Source organism: Shewanella sp. HL-SH8, assembly GCF_051165765.1.
Classification (GTDB): domain Bacteria; phylum Pseudomonadota; class Gammaproteobacteria; order Enterobacterales; family Shewanellaceae; genus Shewanella; species Shewanella glacialimarina.
Map to the genome: position 1 here is coordinate 2,974,005 of NZ_CP195039.1, position 19,050 is coordinate 2,993,054.

Below are 19,050 nucleotides of genomic sequence, written 5' to 3' on the forward strand. Positions count from 1 at the left end.
TATTGGTAATTGCCACACTAACATTTTGATGCTGTAACAATTAAATAGCCACGCCAAAACCGATAATTAACTGAAAGTCATCTTTTTCAGGAACCTGACCATCGCTCTCAGCACGGGGAGTATTGGTTCTATCCCAAACTAATGACAAGTCAAGATCAAACATATCGGTTAACTCTACGACAATTCCAGCAACAGCATGGTGGGTATAACCGCCATAATTTTGGTTACCCAACTGCATCCGATAATCCGCATTAAAATCAACCGAGTCAGTTAGTTCAGTGGTAAACGTACTGTCTACAACCAAAGTGCCGCTACTTTCATTATCATCCTCGCCTAATTCAACCTCTTTAAAATTCGTCATGGTATAAGCGGGACCACCACTGATACTCCACTCGGTTTTAGCGGTATCAATAATGCTGTAACCCACACCAGAACCTAGAGTGACACGTGATGAAATATTCATAAAAGGATCGGTATAATATTCAACAAATACAGGTCGTAGGAAGAACTGATTCGATAAAAACCAATCGAAAAAACTGTTTACACGGTGATTATTAGTGGTATTTTCTCCACCAGACTTACTGTAATTACCCAGGTAATCGGTTCTAAAACGCGACTCAGTCGTTCTGCGACTCATTCTTGCTTTGGCTGAATAGTCGATTTGATTATTATTGCCTGAACGCAAGTTTGCCCCTAATGACACAGTACTCGTCCAGTAATTGGCTTCATGTTGTTCACCGGCAATGATCGTCATAATGTCATTCACATTAAATACAACACCATCAAGATAGCCCTGACCGTTCTGGATCAGCAAGCGCCCTGTGCGAGTAGATAAATCGGTAAAACCAATACTGACTGCACCGCGACTTTGCAACACAATGACGTCTTCCCAATCAACGATAAGCGTATCAAGCTGATCACTTTCAAACTCTAGTTTATTGTCATAAAGGTGTTTAATCTCGCCTTTAAGCAGCTCATTGCTGTTTAGCTGTAGCCAATCATACTTATCCCCCACAGGCACGTTAACCTGCATGGGAGTAAATTGATTTTGCACATTTTGTTGTGCTGCTGGCGTTTGCGCAGCGACATTGGTACTAACTAAATAGCTAAAAAAAGTAAAAGCTAACGGCTTGAAGGTTCGTTTTACGTTTGAAGAGCGGATCATGTTAATTTTCCATTGGCCGCAGCTAACTTGTGAACTGCAATAAAATTATAATTTGCTGATATTTTAAAGGCTAGCGCCAACATAAACAACCGCTAGCCGTTAGGTTATTAACTCGATATCAGTGACTTTGTTGAGTTCGAGAATGCAACTAATGACAGCCCAAAACAAAACTGCAGCCATTAGGCTGCAGTGTTAATTTGTGTAAAGCGGGCATTGATATTAACTGAGTTAACCCAATTCCATCATCATCTTTCGACTGCGAACGATTGACTGGAACTCAGATAAATCTTTCTTTGGTAATACTTTCGCTTCGGCAATATTAGCTTTCATCGAGTCAATTGGGCGACCTTTGACATGAAATTCATAGTGTAAATGTGGTCCAGTAGACGCGCCTGTATTACCCGACAAAGCAATAACTTGACCTCGCTTAACACGTTGACCTTTTTTGACCTTAAAAGCAGATAAGTGTAAATATCGAGTACGCACTTTATTATCATGCTCTATTACTATGTATTTGCCTGCAAACGCATGATTAGTCACTAGGCTTACTACACCGTCACCGGGTGCAAGCACTGGTGTACCCACTGGAGTCGCATAATCGGTACCGTTATGTGGACGTACTCGACCAGTAATAGGATGTTTACGATTAGGGTTGAAGCGCGAAGTCATGCGATAGTTTTTACTCAGGGGAACACGCTGAAAAGCTGGCGCTAAACTTTGGCCTTTTTCATCGTAATAATTGCCGTCTAAATGTTGAAATGCGGTAATATCACGGCGACCGGTGTGAATTTGTATCCCTTCTAAATTACTATTACCAGTGGTTTCACCCGCAATAAATTGATCATTCATTAATACTGAAAATCTATCTCCTGCACGTAATTCACGCGAAAAGTTTAATTTACTTGTTAATAAACTCTCAACCTTGGCAATTTCAGCAGCACTTAAACCAGCGGCTTTGGCTGACACATAAAACGAGCCGTTAATTTCGCCACCGACAATTCTATTTTGCCAAATCCCTTCAAGATTAATGTCTTTGACTTCATAGGTACCGTCATCATAACGGGTGAATACCACTTGGTGGGCTGGGTTAAAGTACAACTCCATTTTGGCCAAATTACCTTGGTTATCATCCCAAAATTGAATACGGTTACCTGGCATTAACGTATCTAAAGCCAGTACGTCTAAATCAGCCTCTAGTACTTTATACATGGTTTTTTGGTCGATACCGGCCATTTCAAACAATTTACTCAAAGTGTCACCATTAGTGATCACATGTTCAAGTATTGGAGTCGGTTCTTCAAAAACCTGACCGGCTTTAATAGGCTGGTTAATATGGGGAATAAGTGCATCTAGGTCTAATGTGACAGGAATTCGCTGCGATGAAAATTCTTGCTGTGTTGGCCATAATAAAGCCGCACCAACCATAAAAACACTCGCCAATAACACTTTCTTATGCAAGTTTGGCAAGTTTGATAAACTTGCTGATGGCTTTTCGAAGCCCATAATTTTACTCGTTAGCAATCTTTAATCCACCTAAAAGTTTTTAGTTATTATTTGTCGTTATTAATATTTTTACTTTTATCGTAAACTTTAATCGCGCGTTATCAATATGTTAAGCCGAGACTAATGCTTTAAACATTTGTCACTTGCTTGCATCAAGTGATGCATTTTCAAGCAAGAATAAATTTTCGTGTGCACTGTTATATCAAATATTTGTCATATTACAAATATATATTGATGAGTTTTCATATATTTTTTGCGCTAGATTCCACTCTCTGCAGTAGCTTGAGCCAGATCAAGCCCTGAATTGTTTCAAGCTATTGCAAACTGGCTTTGTAGTTTACTTACACCAAGTCCATTCATTTTGTTGACTTTAATTTGTACAGCTATGCGCTCTTTCATGGCTTCTATATGGCTGATCACACCGATCATTTTACCTGATGCATTAAGATTATCTAACGCATCTAACGCTGTATCTAATGTTTGACTGTCTAACGTGCCAAAGCCTTCATCAAGAAATAATGAATCAATGCTGGTTTTATGGCTGACCAAATCGGACAAGGCCAGTGCTAATGCTAAACTGACTAAAAAACTTTCGCCCCCAGATAAAGTTCGCGTATCTCTAATTGCATCACCTTGCCATGTATCCAGTACCTGCAGTTCTAGTGCTTCGCTATCTTTGCGCTCAAGTTGATAGCGACCATGCAATCTATCTAACTGTTTATTAGCCAAGGCGACCAAATGGTCGAGCGTTAAACCTTGCGCAAAACGGCGGAATTTATCGCCCTTTTGTGAACCAATTAATGAATGTAAATAGGCAATGTCATCATAGTCTTGCTTTGCCAGCGTCAACTGTTCAATTAAAGTTTGTTGTTGATCTTTTAACTCTAGATCTTGTTTTAAGGCATGCTGGCACTGCCATAATGTTTGTTGCTGAAGATGCTGGCGTTCAAGCAGTATTTGCTGCTCTAACGTGACCTCATCTATTTGCAACACATCAAAAGCATGCAACACGCCTTGCTGTTGTAGTTCATTGTTATTTTTAGCAGCTTGAGTGAATAACACCTGCGACTCTTGTAATTGATTATCAAGCTGGCGCTTCAATACTGTTAATCTTTGATGTTCATCTGGCGCCAGCAATGCTTGGAGATATGCCGCTGCATTTTCAAATGGACTGGCTGTTAATGCCAGATGCCAACGCTCAGCAACCTGTTGATGGTCTTGATTCTCTGACTCAAGCTGACGAGTTAATCCCTGTTTTTGGGTGGCTAGGGCTTGAATGTGAGTTTTACTATCTTGCAGTTGAGTGAATTTTTCCTGCAAACCGCTTTCTTCCAGCATCAGATCATGTTCACTTTGATGCTTGACCTCATCGACTTGCTTATCGGCAAATAAATCAGCTCTTTGCTGCTGCTTTAACTGTAAATCCTCTTGGGTTTGAACTAATACTACTTGAGCCAGCTCAATTTGTTCGGCGATTTGCATTGCTTGATGCTGATATTGCTGTGATTCCTGCTCCAGCAAGGCCAATTGCTGACGATTATTATCCTGCGTTTGACGAGCATCTAGCCATTGTTGAATATCGGCCTCAAGTGAGTGTAACCATGAAGCGGCCTCAGCCCAATCGGGTAATGTTAGATCACACTCGTTGATGTGTTGGGTTAACTGCTGTTTAATCTCACTTAAACTTGACTCAATTTCGTTAATTTGATGGGTGTGCTTATCGATTTGCAGCTGAGCCGTTTTAAGCTCAAGTTGTGCCAACTGCAACTGGCTATTTTCAGCATTTTGTCGCTGTTCCAATTGAATCATCTGCTCACCCAATTGGCTTGCTGATTCATTAAGGGCTTTAAGCTGCAACAATACATCTGACAACTGCTTTTTATACGCATCTATTTGGGTATTATAATCAGCAATAGCTTGCTGACTTTGCACATCATTCAAATCAAAGCTCACGCCCAAAGCCTGACAGCAATCTATTGCTTGATGCTGGTATTGCAGCTGTTTTCCTTGCCACTCTTGGATAGCGGTTTGTTGGTTTTGTTGAATATAAGTCAACTCAGCAAGCGCTTGCTTTTGCTGCTCACCTTGTTTTTTCAATTGTTCCAGTTCATCGAGTAACACGGCTTCTCGACGCTCGGTGTGCGACAAGTCCAATTCTTCATATGAAGAAACTAAAGGGTGCTCGGTTGAACCACATAATGCACATGGCTCACCCTCAATCAGTTTTGCTCGCTCGCTGGTTAAATCAGCAATGCGCTGTTCTTGCTTGAGTAGTTGCTGTACATCTTTTAATTGCAGATTTTTATCGCTCCACAGCCCCCTTGTTTGGGTAAGCGTCTTATCTTTATCAACCATTTCCTGTTGGCGCAGATGAATAGCCTGTTGCCCATCAGCTAAAACTTGACGCCCGAGAGTGTAATCCTGTGCAAGTTGTGTCAATTTCTCTCGAAAACCTTGCTGTTCTAGTATCTGTTGATGTTCATTTTGTAAGTCGCCTTCGGTTTTACCCGCTAACAATTGGCTTATATTGGCTTTTAGGTTTTGTTGTTCGCTACTCAAAAGCACTACTTGCTCGCTATTGGCAGTAATACTTTTTTGTACCCTATCAATTAGCTGTTGCTGCATTGCCGATGTGCGCGTATGAACATCAATCTCGGCGCGATACTCCCGTTGGTTTTTAGCCAGAGACAACCATTGCTGATACTGAGTTTTCCAAGAAGCAATATGTTGGCCAATAACCTGCCCCAAGGGAAACTGGCTCACCAAATCAGTTAAATGATGCTGGTTTTGGTTGATATTCGCGATGGCGTTTTGGCTATCGATAAGGCGTTTACTAACAGCTTGGTGGTCTTGCTGTTGTTTGGCAAGAGTTTGCTGCTCACGCTCAACCTGCTGCTTTAACACTTTAATATCATGATCTAAGGGTATAATTTGCTGATCAATTAATAGTAATAATTGTTTATGTAAGGTTTTAGCCGCATCGACTGTGAGTTGCTGAGCAATATAAGCCTGTTCATTTTGGCCTACCTTAATGCTTGATTGTTGTAACTGCTGACCAATGCGTTCGATTTGCATGGTTAAATCAACCAGCTTTTTGGCTAAATAAGCTTGCTGTTCAAATATCGGTTTAAGCTGCTGCGCTGGCTCACTATCCGCTAACCTTTGCAATGCACTTTGTTGCTCATCAATAGCTACTTTTGCCTGTTCAAACGCTTTTTGGCAAGCTAAATGGTGTTGAGTGGATTGAGTCAGTTGCTTGTGCCACTGCAAGAACACATTTTTATGTTCGATCTGTTGATGTAATGTTTCCAATTCGCGGGTTAACGTTTGCTGCAACGCTTTATTTTCTAACACTTGATCGGTACTTAATACCTGAACATGGTTAATTTGGCTTTCGAGTAACTGTAATTGCTGCTTAGATTGGCTAAATTCCTGGTGCACTCGCTCAGATATCAAACCATAAATTTCCGTGCCGGTTAATTCTTCAAGTAACTCTGCTCTGACATTAGCATCGGCATTCAGAAATGCCGCAAACTCGCCCTGAGATAACATCATGGACTTAGTGAAACGCGCGAAATCTAACCCGGTTATTTTTTCCATGGCATCAGATTTTAATTTTATTTGGCTGGCTATAATTTTACCGTCGGCCATTTGTGCTAACTCAACTTGCGCATCCTGTAGGTTACCATCGGCATTATCTCTGGCACGACGCTGGCTCCAAAATGCCCGATAACCGACCCCTTTTACTTCAAATTCAACCTCAGCTAAACACTCACTGGTGCCACGGGTCATTAGCTCGTTAGTTGACTTTGATATCACAGCTAAGCGCGGTGTTCTGTGGTAAAGCGCTAAACAAATCGCATCTAAAATAGTCGTTTTACCCGATCCCGTTGGGCCGATAATGGCAAACAGACCGTTTTCAGCAAATGGGCTGGCGGTAAAATCAATTTTCCACTCATCTTTAAGTGAATTGATATTTTTAAATCGCAGAGACAGTATTTTCATTATTTATTCTCCGCGTGCTGCGCCAATTCAACTTCTTGCTGTAATTGGTCAAACTTGGTCATTATTCGCTGTTTAAATGCTTCATCATCAAATTGTTCTTGCATAAGTCGGCGCTGAAAAACCTCTTTTACTGATAATTCTGACAGGGTTTCATTTTGATTAATTTGCATTGCCGCTTTACGGTTAGCACGAGCACGTTTAAGTTGCAGTACTTCGACAGCTTTATGTTGAGTCATTTCGACAATTCTTGACTGTAAGTCAGATAAATAATTTTGTTCAGTGACCTCGATACTTAGCCAAGTTTGTTTGAATGAGCCAGAAACATCAGCAGCGCTAGACACGTTATCGTCATTACTGTCAGCAAATAATGCTATTTGTTGCTGAATTTGAGCAAGGTTGCCACGAATAAACTGCATAGGTTGGAACATAGGAATATTAAGTGCCTCAACCTGCATAGGGCCTCCAGCCTGCCACTGCACTAAAAACACACTTTTATTAGACTGGTTATCTTTTGATAACTCATCAAAACTTAATGCTAATGGCGAGCCTGAATAACGAATATGCTCAGTTTTAGCAACTTTTTGAGGCCGATGAATATGCCCTAAAGCGATATAGTCCGCAGGTGGAAATAAATTGGCATTAAAAGCTTCTAAACTGCCAATATAAATCTCCCGCACTGATTCAGACGTACTGGCGCCAACAGTCGTTAGATGCCCTGTGGCGATGATCGGTAAATCTTCATTTGTAACATTTTTATGCTGCGCTTGTAGGTTCTGTGCTTGTTCAAAGCTTGCTTGATAATATTGGGCGATGGCATTGCCAAGCTTTAATTGCTTGTCTTTTGCACTTTCATCTACTTGGCTTTGAATTAACTCTCTGGGACGCAAAAAAGGAAGACCACACATAATGGCTCCCGGCAGACCTTGGCGGTTGTTAATCACAAAAACATGCTCTTCAGGTGAGGATAATGCGCCAGGGATCACTAGGGTATTTAGGCAAGCAAGTAGTTCTTTAGACTCGCCCAGCATGGACACTGAATCATGGTTGCCACCTAAAATAATCAACTGGCAACCAGATTGCTGCATTTGTACAATAAATTGATTGTAAAGGGTTCTGGCATAACTTGGCGGCGTGCCGGTATCAAAAATATCGCCGGCAATAATTAAGGCATCAACCTGATGTTGCTCAATTTGTAGCAGTAACCAAGCCATAAAAGCTTGATGTTCTGCGGCGCGGTTTTTTCCAAAAAAATGCTGACCTAAATGCCAATCTGAAGTATGAATAATGCGCATAATGACCTTTACTCTAATTCGTTTTCAATACGACCCACTGAAATAAATACTGGGTGCGGATGTTCGACGTTACATATATTGTGACCACAAGAGTTTTATACTCATAGCAAAAGACATGACCACCACCAAGGGTTTGATGATTTTCACGCCTTTGGTCATCACTAGCCGTGAACCGAAGGTGGCGCCTATAGCCTGGCCAACTAACATAATAAGCCCAAGCACCACAACGACATGGCCACCAATTACAAAGAATATTAACGACGCTATATTGGTTGAAAAATTCAGTACTTTCGCATGCGCAGTGGCTTTAGCTAAACCAAAGCCCATTAATGACACAAAAGCGAGTGCAAAAAAGCTTCCGGTACCTGGGCCAAAGAAACCATCGTAAAAACCGACACTCAGTGCAGCGGTAAAGGCAAATACGGTCGGGGTGAGGACTTGGTGACGATCATCTTCTGCAATTTTTTTAGAAAATAGAAAATAACAGCCAATGGCTAAAATTAAGAATGGCAATACCAGTTGTAACACCTCAACATCAATCATTTGAACTAAAATAGTACCTACTGCGGCACCTAAAAAAGCACATATTAATGAGAGTTTAATGGCTTTAAGGTCAACCATGCCTTTGCGAATAAAATATAAACTCGCAAAAAAGCTACCACCACAAGCTTGTAGCTTATTGGTACCCAATGCCGCCGCGGGCGGTAAACCCGCCCACATCAATGCAGGAATAGTAATTAAGCCTCCACCTCCGGCGATAGAATCAATAAAACCAGCAAGTAGCGCAACGGCAAATAAAATTAGGCCAATTTGTAAAGTGAGTTCAAACATGGATCGCAACCAGGACAGGCAAAGAGAGGTATTAAACCTGCTTTAAAACAGAATTACAAAGTATCAAAGCTAGAAAATACTGTAACCTTAATAAAGAGGCTTATTTGCGATTAAACAAACACCATTTTAATCGAATGCTGTTCATATCGTTTATAGGCTTATTGCACTAATATTGATTAATTTAACCTTGTCATTTTATATGACATAAAAAAACCACCTATTAAAGGTGGTTTCTAGTTGTTAGTCATATCTAGACTAACCCATACTTATAGAAACGAGTATGGCTGTACCCTTAGTGACGACAATGTTCATCATGTACATGATCGTCATCGGCAAAATCACCGTCACCTTCTTGATGCTGCATCACGCCCCAACCATCGGAAACACCATCAAACTCTTTAGCAAAGTCGTTTAATTGGATTTCTTTAGCCACTAATGCATCATAATCTGGCACCATATTGGTACAAACAATGACTTCCCATTTACTGCTATCTTCATCAAAGTTGAGTTCTAACTCACCTTCTTCATCTTGTTTGCTTAACACTTCAAGTGCTGATTCAGCATCGCGCTTATCATCAAAAACAAGGAAAAAATCGACTTCTAATTCAAGGGTTAAATCAATACCAGACTCAGCCATTGCAGCCAACATTTGTCCGTTATCATCATCAGGGAATTGCATGGGATATTCCTTAAACTGTTGGCACTATTTTAATCATTTGACCGTTGAATGAAATTACATCATCAACGACACACTTTTTACGTTTGCGGGTGTCAACATCACCATTAACGGTAACTTGACCTTCAGTGATAACATGTTTTGCCTCACCACCGCCGTTCACTAAACCTTGTACTTTTAGCACTTTATAAAGTTCAACGAATTCATCGCCGGGTAATAATGGAAAATCTACCATGGGGATTTCACCTTGATTAACTAATTCATAAGATCAAACGAAAATTATACCCTATGGCAGCTTAGCAAGCATCAAGCATTTTTAACAGATGAGGTTGCTGATAGATAAAGCCCAGCTGTTGGCATATAAGATTGCCATCAATAACTTTACTTGGCGAAATTTGTTGATTAAAAGTCGGTGCACTCATTCCAGCATGGATAGCAGCCTGGCTATAAAAAGTTTGCTTTGTTGGATGGTCTGGCGCACAAAGATTATAAACAGCACCTACTGTAGATGAACTTAGAATAAGGCTTATTGCCGCGACACAATCATCAAGATGAACCAGATTAACCGCTACATTACCGCCACTAACATTTTCTTTGCCAGCCAAAAAGCGTCCAGGATGTCGTTTAGGCCCGACAAGCCCTGAAAATCTGACGATACAAGCATTGCCCATACAAGAAAAAAGTGATTCTGCTTGTGACAAAATGTCACTGACTGGACTATATGATGTGGCGTCTTGTTCCGTCATAATCTTATCTTCACTAGGATAAACACCTGATGTACTGATAAAAATGACTCGTTGGTATTGTTTATCCCCAATGACTGTTTTTAGCGAATTAAGATTTGCCATATAGTCTGTTTCACCACGTCTAAGACCCGGCGGTATATTAACCACAAGCATGTCACTATCAAGTAACTCGGTAGCGGAAGCCACATCGATTTCAGTACTAAGATCTAATTGATATGCTGTGATGCCAGCTTGTGATAAGGCGATTAAATCTGCTTGTTTGCGTTTATTAGATTTAACATGGTGCCCTTGCTTAATGAGTGATTGAGCCAATGGAAAACCAAACCAACCACAACCAATGATGGTAACAGATGCCATAAAATACCTTAGTAGGAAAAATGATTAAAATAGAAGTTGATAAGATTATCTGCTTGCAAGGTTTTTATCGCGCCATCACTCAAACTGTCTTTTTTGACCACCTCAACAATTTCCACTTCACCGTCAATTAAAAAACGAAGGCTGGGATGACCACCACTGATATTACACGACCAAACATGGGGCTTTTTAACTTCACGGGTAGTCATCATCACTTTTGCGACTTGATCATCAGACAATTTAACTAATGTTCCTGGAGGGTAAATACCCAACACTTTGACTAATAGTGACACTAAATGCGCTGAATGCTGACCGGTCCGTTGTTTAAACAATATACCTAACGCCAATTGAGGCGAATGGTACTGATGCATCAGCTTTTGATAATCATTGGCTAAAGCCACAATTTGGGTGGTTTCGGCAATGTTTTTTTCAGTAAGATGGTCAGGATAACCTGACCCATCTATAAATTCGTGATGATGTAAAATAATATCCACTACCGCTTCAGGAAACAGCCCACAGCGATTAACCAGATCATAACCTAAATTGGGGTGCATTTTCATAAAATTAACTTCGTGTGGAGTTAATTCACCATGCTTGCGCCGAATAGCATCAGGTACTTTAAGCTTACCTATATCGTGTAACACACTGCCTAAAGCAATATCCCTTAATTTTGATTTATCCATATTATTTAAGTGTGCAATGGCCATTGAAAGTACAGCAATTGAAACACCATGTGAAGTCAGGCTGGTCTCTTTTTTACCGTGATCAACTAGGGATAAATATACTGTTTCACTTTCGAGTAAGTGTTCTAATAACTCTTCAACTAATGTGGCTGATTCACGGTACATGCCTTCAGGATCACTAACCACTTGACCAAACATATTATGGCTATCATTAATCGCTTTAATAAATCGTTTCTGCCCGATACGCATCGATTTTTTGGCTAGCGCTTTATAATCAGTCTCAACAATTTCTTCTTCAGTTTCTTCTTCAACTTCCCCAACTTCGCTAACAGTAGGCAGCAAATCATGGCCAGCCAGGACGAATACAAAATCAATATCCAGTCCTTTAATAATTTCAATTTGAGCCTGTTGCTCAAGCTTAATTTTATTAATAAAAAAAGGGTTTTTTGTCCACGGCAAAGGCAGCTTTATCGTCAGCCCCAATATAAGCTCAGAAAGTGGTATTTGGATAGATTCTTGTTTAGCCAATGAATATGTCTTCCATACTGAATTGTTATTGTGGTCGGAGCCATGGTTCAAAATAGATATCGAGTACTTACACTATAGAATAAATGTTGAAATTAAGTTGCTTTTTTATCATCTTGTTCATCGTCTTGTTCATCAATGATGTGCCAATCATTAAAGTAATGATGTAAACGCTTAGACTTGAACAGGTAAATACTGGTCCAAAATAGAAATAAAGCATCCAGCGCATAGGTCAAACTAAATAAAAAATCAGCATGTATTAAACGTTGTATCAACATGCCTGCATCAAGCATCAATAACAACCACAGTATGGTTTTTCCACGCTTAAACCAGGGTATGAACCAGTGCCATTGCCTTTTACGCTCAGCAATAATCAGTCCGTACAAAAATACCGCGCCTAACCCAGCAAATAATGCCAAAATAAAATCTTGTTTGTGCGGGTAAAATAATCTAACTAGCCCAGACTGATCATTAAACTGGGTCAAAGAGGCAATAAAAACACACCAACCACGGGCTAAAAACACCAAAATTATATACAAAAAGTAAGGTGGCTTTATATGGCCTTTATCATCAAGCCAGGTAATGTTGCTAAAATCCATGCTACACAATGACCTTTTTAACAAAATTATAAATAGAATTGTTAGCTATATTACTCATATTACGCCTGTAAAATAGCGATTAAACCATCTTCATCAATCACTTTTACACCTAACTCCTGTGCTTTAGCGAGTTTAGAGCCTGCGGCCTCTCCTGCGACTAGACAATCGGTATTTTTTGACACACTACCTGCGACTTTGGCGCCTAACGCCTGAAGTTGTGCCTTAGCATCATTGCGATTCAATTGAGTTAAGGTACCTGTTAATACCCAGGTTTGACCTTTTAAACTTAAACCACTTTCATCTGTTTGCTCGATAGATGGCCAGTTAATACCGCTTTCGAGCAATTTATTCACCACCTCTAAATTATGCTCCTGGGCAAAGAAATGGCTGATATGTTGAGCAACAATTTGGCCAACATCATCAACGTCTAATAGCTGTTCAATTGAAGCAATACGAATTGCCTCAATAGTTTTAAAATGTGCCGCTAGGTTTGCTGCGGTGGCCTCGCCAACTTCACGAATACCTAGGCTATATAAAAAACGCGCTAAGGTAGTTGATTTGGCATCTTTAATTGCTGCAACTAATTTTGTTGCTGATTTCATTGCCATACGATCAAGCATAGTTATCGCTGACGCAGATAAACCAAATAAGTCCGCGGGGCTTTTTACCAGTTCTTTATCAATCAGCTGCTCGACAATTTTATCGCCCATACCATCAATATTTAATGCTTTACGGGAGGCGAAATGCTTAATCGCTTCTTTGCGCTGTGCTTCACAAAATAATCCACCAGTACAACGAGTAACAGCCTCACCATCAATACGTTCAACATCGCTTTGACAAATTGGGCAGCATAGCGGGAAAACAATATCCGTGGCACTGTCGGCACGCTGTTCTAACACCACAGCGACGACTTTAGGGATTACATCTCCGGCACGTCTAATAATCACAGTATCGCCAATTTTCACCCCAAGACGGGCGATTTCATCGGCATTATGTAATGTGGCATTAGACACAGTAACACCACCAACAAAAACAGGCTGTAATCGAGCAACAGGAGTAATTGCACCAGTACGGCCCACCTGAAAATCAACTGCCTCTAATACTGTCATTTCTTCCTGAGCAGGAAATTTATAGGCGATTGCCCAACGAGGCGCTTTAGCCACAAAACCTAAATCAAGCTGTTGCTGAATAGCATTAACTTTAATCACCACCCCATCGATTTCATAGGCAAGTGCGCTTCTGCGGGTTAAAATATCCTGGTAATAGGCATAAACTTTATCTAAATCATCACACACTTTTACTTCAGCACTAACAGGCAAGCCCCAAACTTTAAGTTGCATTAACTGACCAAAATGACTTTGTGCCATAGGAAGTGATTCATCCTCAACCACACCCAAAGCGTAAGCATAAAACCCCAGCGCCCGTGAAGCAGTAATTTTACTATCAAGCTGGCGTAAACTGCCGGCGGCGGCATTGCGGGGATTAACAAAAGCTTTTTCATCTTTCGCCATTTGACGTTGGTTTAAAGCATCAAAGGCGGCTTTGGGCATAAACACTTCACCGCGCACCTCAACTAATTCAGGGTAACCTTCACCCCGCAGTTTTAATGGGATTGACTTAATGGTGCGCACGTTGTCAGTAATATCTTCACCAACAGCGCCATCACCGCGGGTTGCTGCACGTTCAAGTACGCCATAACGATAAGTAATTGATACCGCTAAACCATCTAATTTGGGCTCACACACATACTCTAGCTGCCCGACCTTATCTGTAATACGCTTGTTAAATGCTTCAAAGTCGGCTTGCTCAAACGCATTATCTAAACTTAGCATAGGTTTTAAATGGGTGATCTGATCAAACTTTGCTAACGCTAAACCACCCACTCGCTGGCTGGGTGATTCAGAAGATTTAAACTGTGGGAAGTCTCGCTCAAGTTGAATTAAACGCTGCATTAAGCGGTCGTATTCAGCATCAGGAATAGTAGGTGCGTCATCTACATAGTAATTGATATTATGTTGATTTAAAGCTTGAGATAATTGAGCGATTTCAGTTTGAATTTCTTGCATGATATTAATCCGTAATACAATAAATAAGGCCGCATTAGCGGCCTTGTAATACTAATAAACAACAAATATTCGATATTAAGCGGTTGCGATCCGGCGCTTATAATCTTCTTTGGCAGCATCATTCCAAGGCTGACGCTTACCATCTAACAGTTCAGCGTCTAAGTCTTCGACCAATTGCATGGCGGAATTAAGCATAATGGTGAAGTTCATTTTAGGGTCGCCATAGCAAGGTAATGTCATAAACAACACCACACCTTCGGTAACAAATTGTTCCATATTATCAGGATCAAACACCCCGGGTTTTACCATGTTAGCTAACGAAAACAGCACCTTGCCTGTTCCGGCATTATCAATATGACGGTGAAAAATTTCCATATCACCAAACTTGAAATTTAACGACAACAATGCGGGCAATAACTCAGCACCTTGCAATAATTCACCAGCTTTAGACACAACATGCAATACTAATACATCTGTTGGATCGCCTAGTGGCTGCTCTAGTTTCGAGTCGGCAACATCAGTAGCCACTTTTGCAACCGCTGACTGGACTGGTTGACTATCTTGTATATTTTGCTGTTCAGAAAATGACACTTGTTGTTTATCTGGTTTAGTTTGTAACAACTGTTCTTTAGATTCTGCATAAGTCGGCAGCTTTATTTCTTCAAGATTTCTATTTTTAACATCGCGACTTTCAACATCTCCATTAGCCGCGTTTAATGGCGCTTGCTTTTTATCAGTTGATGACTGCTGGCTGATTAATGTTTGTTGTTGTGCTTTCTCAGCCGCTTTATATAACCCCATCTCGACAGGTTTATCTTTGTCCTGCGCGGTTTTAAATATAGTGCTGGTTTTATTAAAGGCAGATTTAAGCACAGGAGGTTCAACTTCAGTTGATTTGCGCACCCTTATAGGGCCAATACCATCATTATCGAAACCATTTGAATCGCGTCGATCGGCTTGTTCTTTATAGAAGTTTGCCATAGGGCTTTCTTTCATCGACTTGGGTTGCTGTTTTCTAATCGACCAAAAACCGTGCACAAGAACCGCAATAATTGCGATTGCACCTAAAACTAACAACACTAGCTGTAAATCTTCCATTGTATACTTAATTCCTATTTATATTGCGTCAGCAAGCGCTACAGCGGCTTCTATATCTACCGCGACTATACGTGAAACACCCGGTTCATGCATAGTGACACCAATGAGTTGGTCAGCCATTTCCATGGTTATTTTATTGTGGCTGATATAGACAAATTGCACACTTTGCGACATCTCTTGTAGCAAACGACAAAATCGTTCTACGTTAGCGTCGTCCAAAGGTGCATCTACTTCATCCAGCATACAAAAGGGTGCTGGGTTTAATCTAAATATGGCAAATACCAATGATAAAGCGGTTAACGCTTTTTCTCCACCACTAAGTAAGTGGATGGTACTATTCTTTTTACCCGGAGGCTGCGCCATGATGGTCACACCGGTTTCGAGTAAGTCATCATCGGTCAATGCAAGGTATGCTTTTCCACCACCAAAAACCTTAGGGAACAACTGCATTAAGCCATTGTTTACTGAGTCAAAAGTAGCTTTAAATCGTGTTCGCGTTTCTTTATCAATTTTACGAATCGCATCTTCCAATGTCATCAGACCTTGATTTAAATCACTATCCTGACTATCTAAATATTGTTTACGTTCACTTTGGGTATCATATTCCTCAATAGCCGCGAGATTGATGGCACCCAAGCCATTAATCTCGTCACGGACTGTTTCTAATGCTTTTGAACATGCCTTTATATCAAAATCATCATCAATATTGGCTAACGCGTTTTGAAGGTTAATATGCTCTTCCTGCAAAACCTGCAATTGCACATCCGCTTGGCCTTTTATACCCTCACGACGTAACTTTAACGCGCTTATTTTTTGAGTCAAGCTTTGTAGCGTGACAAGCTGTTGTTTTTGCATCATTAGTGATGCATCTAGGCTTTGTTGCAAATCAGCTTGTTGTTGACGGTTATCGTTAAGCTTAATCTGATTGCGGTGCTGAATATCAAGCTGCTGCTCTAGCTGTAGCTTAATATTATCCCGCTCAACCTGTTCAAGTGACGCTTGCTTTAACTGACTATGCTGTTCAATATTCACATAACGCTCTGATAGATCAGTTATTTTTTCGCTCTGCTGGGTTAACTGCTGACGGCTGACGGCCACCTGAGTATTAATTTGTTGCAAGGTCTGGTTGATATTGGCCTTGTTTCTTTCAAGCTCTGCACGCTGGGTTTTCAAGTCGCGTAACTGTACGTTGGTATGTTCAAACCTATGCTGTGCTTGTTCTAGCCTCAATTGGCACTGATGAGTTTGTATCTCTAAAGTTTCAACTTGCATTGATAAAGCTTCAGCTTCAATCAATTGTTGTTGCTGAAGCCCCTCGGCCAAGTGTAATTCTTGAACCAATTGCTGCTGGGTAATTTGACGATTATGTTGTTGTTCAACTAATCCCTCATACTTAGACTGTGCTTGGGTTTGTGCCACCAACAGCTGTTGTAACATTTGCTGAGATTGCCCTAATAGGACATTTACTTGGGCTAACTGAGTAACTTGAGTCGTTTGTAACTGTAATGCAGTAGCACTTTGAGCTTCAAGCTCTACCACGCTTTCAATTAAGCATTGTTGCTCGGTGACTAAACTGATCACTGATTGATGACTAGACTGCGCGAGTACAAAACCGTGACCAACTAAATAACCTTCTTTTGATACCACAACCGATGAGGCTGATAAACTGGCTATTTTTTCTTTTGCTTCTACAAGTGTCTCAGCAAACACAACCTGCTCTAACCAAGGTGCAAGATTAACTGGGCTGGTTAAAGCCATATGTGAAAAAGTATCACTTAAAAGCATAAAGCCATTACTAATAGGATCTGAATGAGTAAACGCATTTTCAGTCGTTAGCACTGCAGCCTTGCTAACAGATTGTAGCAATACGTCAACGGCTTTTTCATAACCTGGGGTAACCTTGATCACTTGCCATAACTGCTGAACATCGACATCGCCAACTTGGTTATCTAACCACTCATTAATTAATTGCAGCCGCGCCTTGGTACTGGCGAGTGAATCTTTTATATGATGATAGCCATTTTGTGCCTGTAATAGATGTTGTTCAGCCTCAACTAAATTTAAATCAAGTTGTTGCTTAGCCGATTGCTCCGCCAGTGCTTGCTCATTTAGACTGCTTAATTTAGCTTGCTGTTCTAGAATATCTTGCTCAATATCTGCATGGGTTAACTGTTGCAATTTTTGCTGTAATAAAGGAATTGTTTGCTCATGCTTATTAAGCAATTGTTGCTGGTGCTCATTTCGTGATTGATACACGGCAAGCTCAGTTTTAACCTGGTTTAACGTATTTGCAGCATCATTAAACTGATGTCTTAGTTCATCGCTAGATTCATCAACCTGATGAACTTGTTCATCTAACATCTCGAATTGAATTTTAGCTTCTTCAAGCTCAGGCATTAACGCTGACTGTTTATTCAATCCTGCAGCTAACGCTAACTCATATTGTTGTTGCTTGAGTACGGCATCATCAAGACGCTGCTGAATCACTAACAGTTCTTGTTCGCGCTGCGAATCTTGAAGTTGTTGATGTTTCAATTGCTGCTCAAACTTAGCAACTTCATTGCCGGCTTGATAATATTGTTCAACAAGTTTTTGTTCAGTATCTGTTAAGCCGTTAATTTGTTGTTGTAATTGCAGCACTAAATTTTCAGATGATTGCTGACTCGCGGCAAATTCACTTTGTTGGCGTTCAAGCTCATTTAACTGGCTGTGCATTTCTGCCGACTGCTTCGACAAATCTTGGTAGCGTCCGGCTAATAAATTTGTATGCAGCTCACGTTCTTGCGATTTTAACGCTCGATATTGTTTTGCTTCTTGGGCTTGCTGGGCTAAGCGTTCAATTTGATTGCCCAACTCTTGACGAATATCGTTTAACCGTTCAAGATTTTCACGGGTATGGCGAATGCGGTTTTCGGTTTCACGGCGGCGCTCTTTATAACGAGAAATCCCCGCGGCTTCTTCAATAAATACCCGTAACTCTTGTGGCTTAGACTCTATTAGGCGCGAAATGGTGCCTTGTTCAATAATGGCATAGCTGCGCGGCCCAAGACCTGTACCCATAAATAAATCAGTAATATCTTTGCGACGACACTTTTGGCCATTTAAAAAGTAAAATGACTCACTGTCACGGTTAACCTGCCGCTTAACAGAAATTTCTTGATAGCTAGCATATTGCCCTGCTAGCCGACCTTGAATATTTTCAAATATCAGTTCAACACCCGCTACAGAAATAGGCTTTCTGGAGGTGGAACCATTGAAAATGACGTCTGTCATCGAGTCGCCGCGTAGGTTTTTAGCGCTACTTTCGCCCAGCACCCAACGCACAGCATCAATTACGTTAGATTTTCCGCAGCCGTTTGGACCTATAATGGCGGTCAAGGGGTGATCAAAGGGGATTTTTGTTGGGTCTACAAACGACTTAAATCCAGCAAGTTTTATTTGTTTTAATCGCATTAATGCCGGTATAGTTTGGTTAACGTTGCTTCTAGGCTGCTCACTGTAGCAATT

General features: G+C 40.7%; 13 protein-coding genes. All 13 read right to left on the reverse strand.

Translation table 11 applies throughout. The features are described from left to right. Positions 1 to 40 precede the first annotated feature (40 nt). Positions 41 to 1,165 carry a DUF481 domain-containing protein gene (locus ACRWQN_RS13135; protein ID WP_434938203.1) on the reverse strand — a complete coding sequence of 375 codons (1,125 nt, stop codon included), beginning with the start codon at positions 1,163 to 1,165 and terminating at the stop codon, positions 41 to 43. A gap of 228 nt (positions 1,166 to 1,393) precedes the next feature. Then, the gene (locus ACRWQN_RS13140) at positions 1,394 to 2,686 is read right to left on the reverse strand and encodes a peptidoglycan DD-metalloendopeptidase family protein (protein ID WP_434926483.1); all 1,293 of its coding nucleotides are present in this window, start codon (positions 2,684 to 2,686) and stop codon (positions 1,394 to 1,396) included. A 291-nt stretch (positions 2,687 to 2,977) separates the two neighbouring features. Next, complete coding sequence (locus tag ACRWQN_RS13145; protein WP_434938205.1) at positions 2,978 to 6,673, reverse strand: AAA family ATPase; 3,696 nt, start codon at positions 6,671 to 6,673, stop codon at positions 2,978 to 2,980. After that, positions 6,673 to 7,965 (reverse strand): exonuclease subunit SbcD, encoded by a 1,293-nt coding sequence (gene sbcD, locus ACRWQN_RS13150; protein WP_434938206.1) that lies wholly within the window; start codon positions 7,963 to 7,965, stop codon positions 6,673 to 6,675. Before sbcD ends, ACRWQN_RS13145 begins: the two co-directional genes overlap by 1 nt. A gap of 69 nt (positions 7,966 to 8,034) precedes the next feature. Continuing rightward, complete coding sequence (locus ACRWQN_RS13155; RefSeq protein WP_434938208.1) at positions 8,035 to 8,796, reverse strand: TSUP family transporter; 762 nt, start codon at positions 8,794 to 8,796, stop codon at positions 8,035 to 8,037. Positions 8,797 to 9,088: 292 nt separating this feature from the next. Beyond that, the gene (locus ACRWQN_RS13160) at positions 9,089 to 9,475 is read right to left on the reverse strand and encodes a ribonuclease E inhibitor RraB (RefSeq protein WP_434926487.1); all 387 of its coding nucleotides are present in this window, start codon (positions 9,473 to 9,475) and stop codon (positions 9,089 to 9,091) included. A 10-nt stretch (positions 9,476 to 9,485) separates the two neighbouring features. Beyond that, a complete protein-coding gene (locus ACRWQN_RS13165; protein ID WP_226414945.1) occupies positions 9,486 to 9,707 on the reverse strand; it encodes an RNA-binding S4 domain-containing protein in 222 nt (73 codons plus the stop codon). 61 nt (positions 9,708 to 9,768) lie between these two features. Continuing rightward, positions 9,769 to 10,575 carry an NAD-dependent epimerase/dehydratase family protein gene (locus ACRWQN_RS13170; protein ID WP_434938210.1) on the reverse strand — a complete coding sequence of 269 codons (807 nt, stop codon included), beginning with the start codon at positions 10,573 to 10,575 and terminating at the stop codon, positions 9,769 to 9,771. A gap of 8 nt (positions 10,576 to 10,583) precedes the next feature. After that, a complete protein-coding gene (locus tag ACRWQN_RS13175) occupies positions 10,584 to 11,783 on the reverse strand; it encodes an HD-GYP domain-containing protein (RefSeq protein ID WP_434938212.1) in 1,200 nt (399 codons plus the stop codon). A 92-nt stretch (positions 11,784 to 11,875) separates the two neighbouring features. Continuing rightward, positions 11,876 to 12,379, reverse strand: a complete 504-nt coding sequence (locus tag ACRWQN_RS13180; RefSeq protein WP_434938214.1) for a DUF2919 domain-containing protein — start codon at positions 12,377 to 12,379, stop codon at positions 11,876 to 11,878. Positions 12,380 to 12,438: 59 nt separating this feature from the next. Next, positions 12,439 to 14,445 (reverse strand): NAD-dependent DNA ligase LigA, encoded by a 2,007-nt coding sequence (gene ligA, locus ACRWQN_RS13185; RefSeq protein WP_434938216.1) that lies wholly within the window; start codon positions 14,443 to 14,445, stop codon positions 12,439 to 12,441. 75 nt (positions 14,446 to 14,520) lie between these two features. After that, the gene (gene zipA, locus ACRWQN_RS13190) at positions 14,521 to 15,543 is read right to left on the reverse strand and encodes a cell division protein ZipA (RefSeq protein WP_434938218.1); all 1,023 of its coding nucleotides are present in this window, start codon (positions 15,541 to 15,543) and stop codon (positions 14,521 to 14,523) included. Between the two features lie 18 nt (positions 15,544 to 15,561). Further along, positions 15,562 to 18,996, reverse strand: a complete 3,435-nt coding sequence (smc, locus tag ACRWQN_RS13195) for a chromosome segregation protein SMC (protein ID WP_434940660.1) — start codon at positions 18,994 to 18,996, stop codon at positions 15,562 to 15,564. Between the last annotated feature and the right edge of the window lie 54 nt (positions 18,997 to 19,050).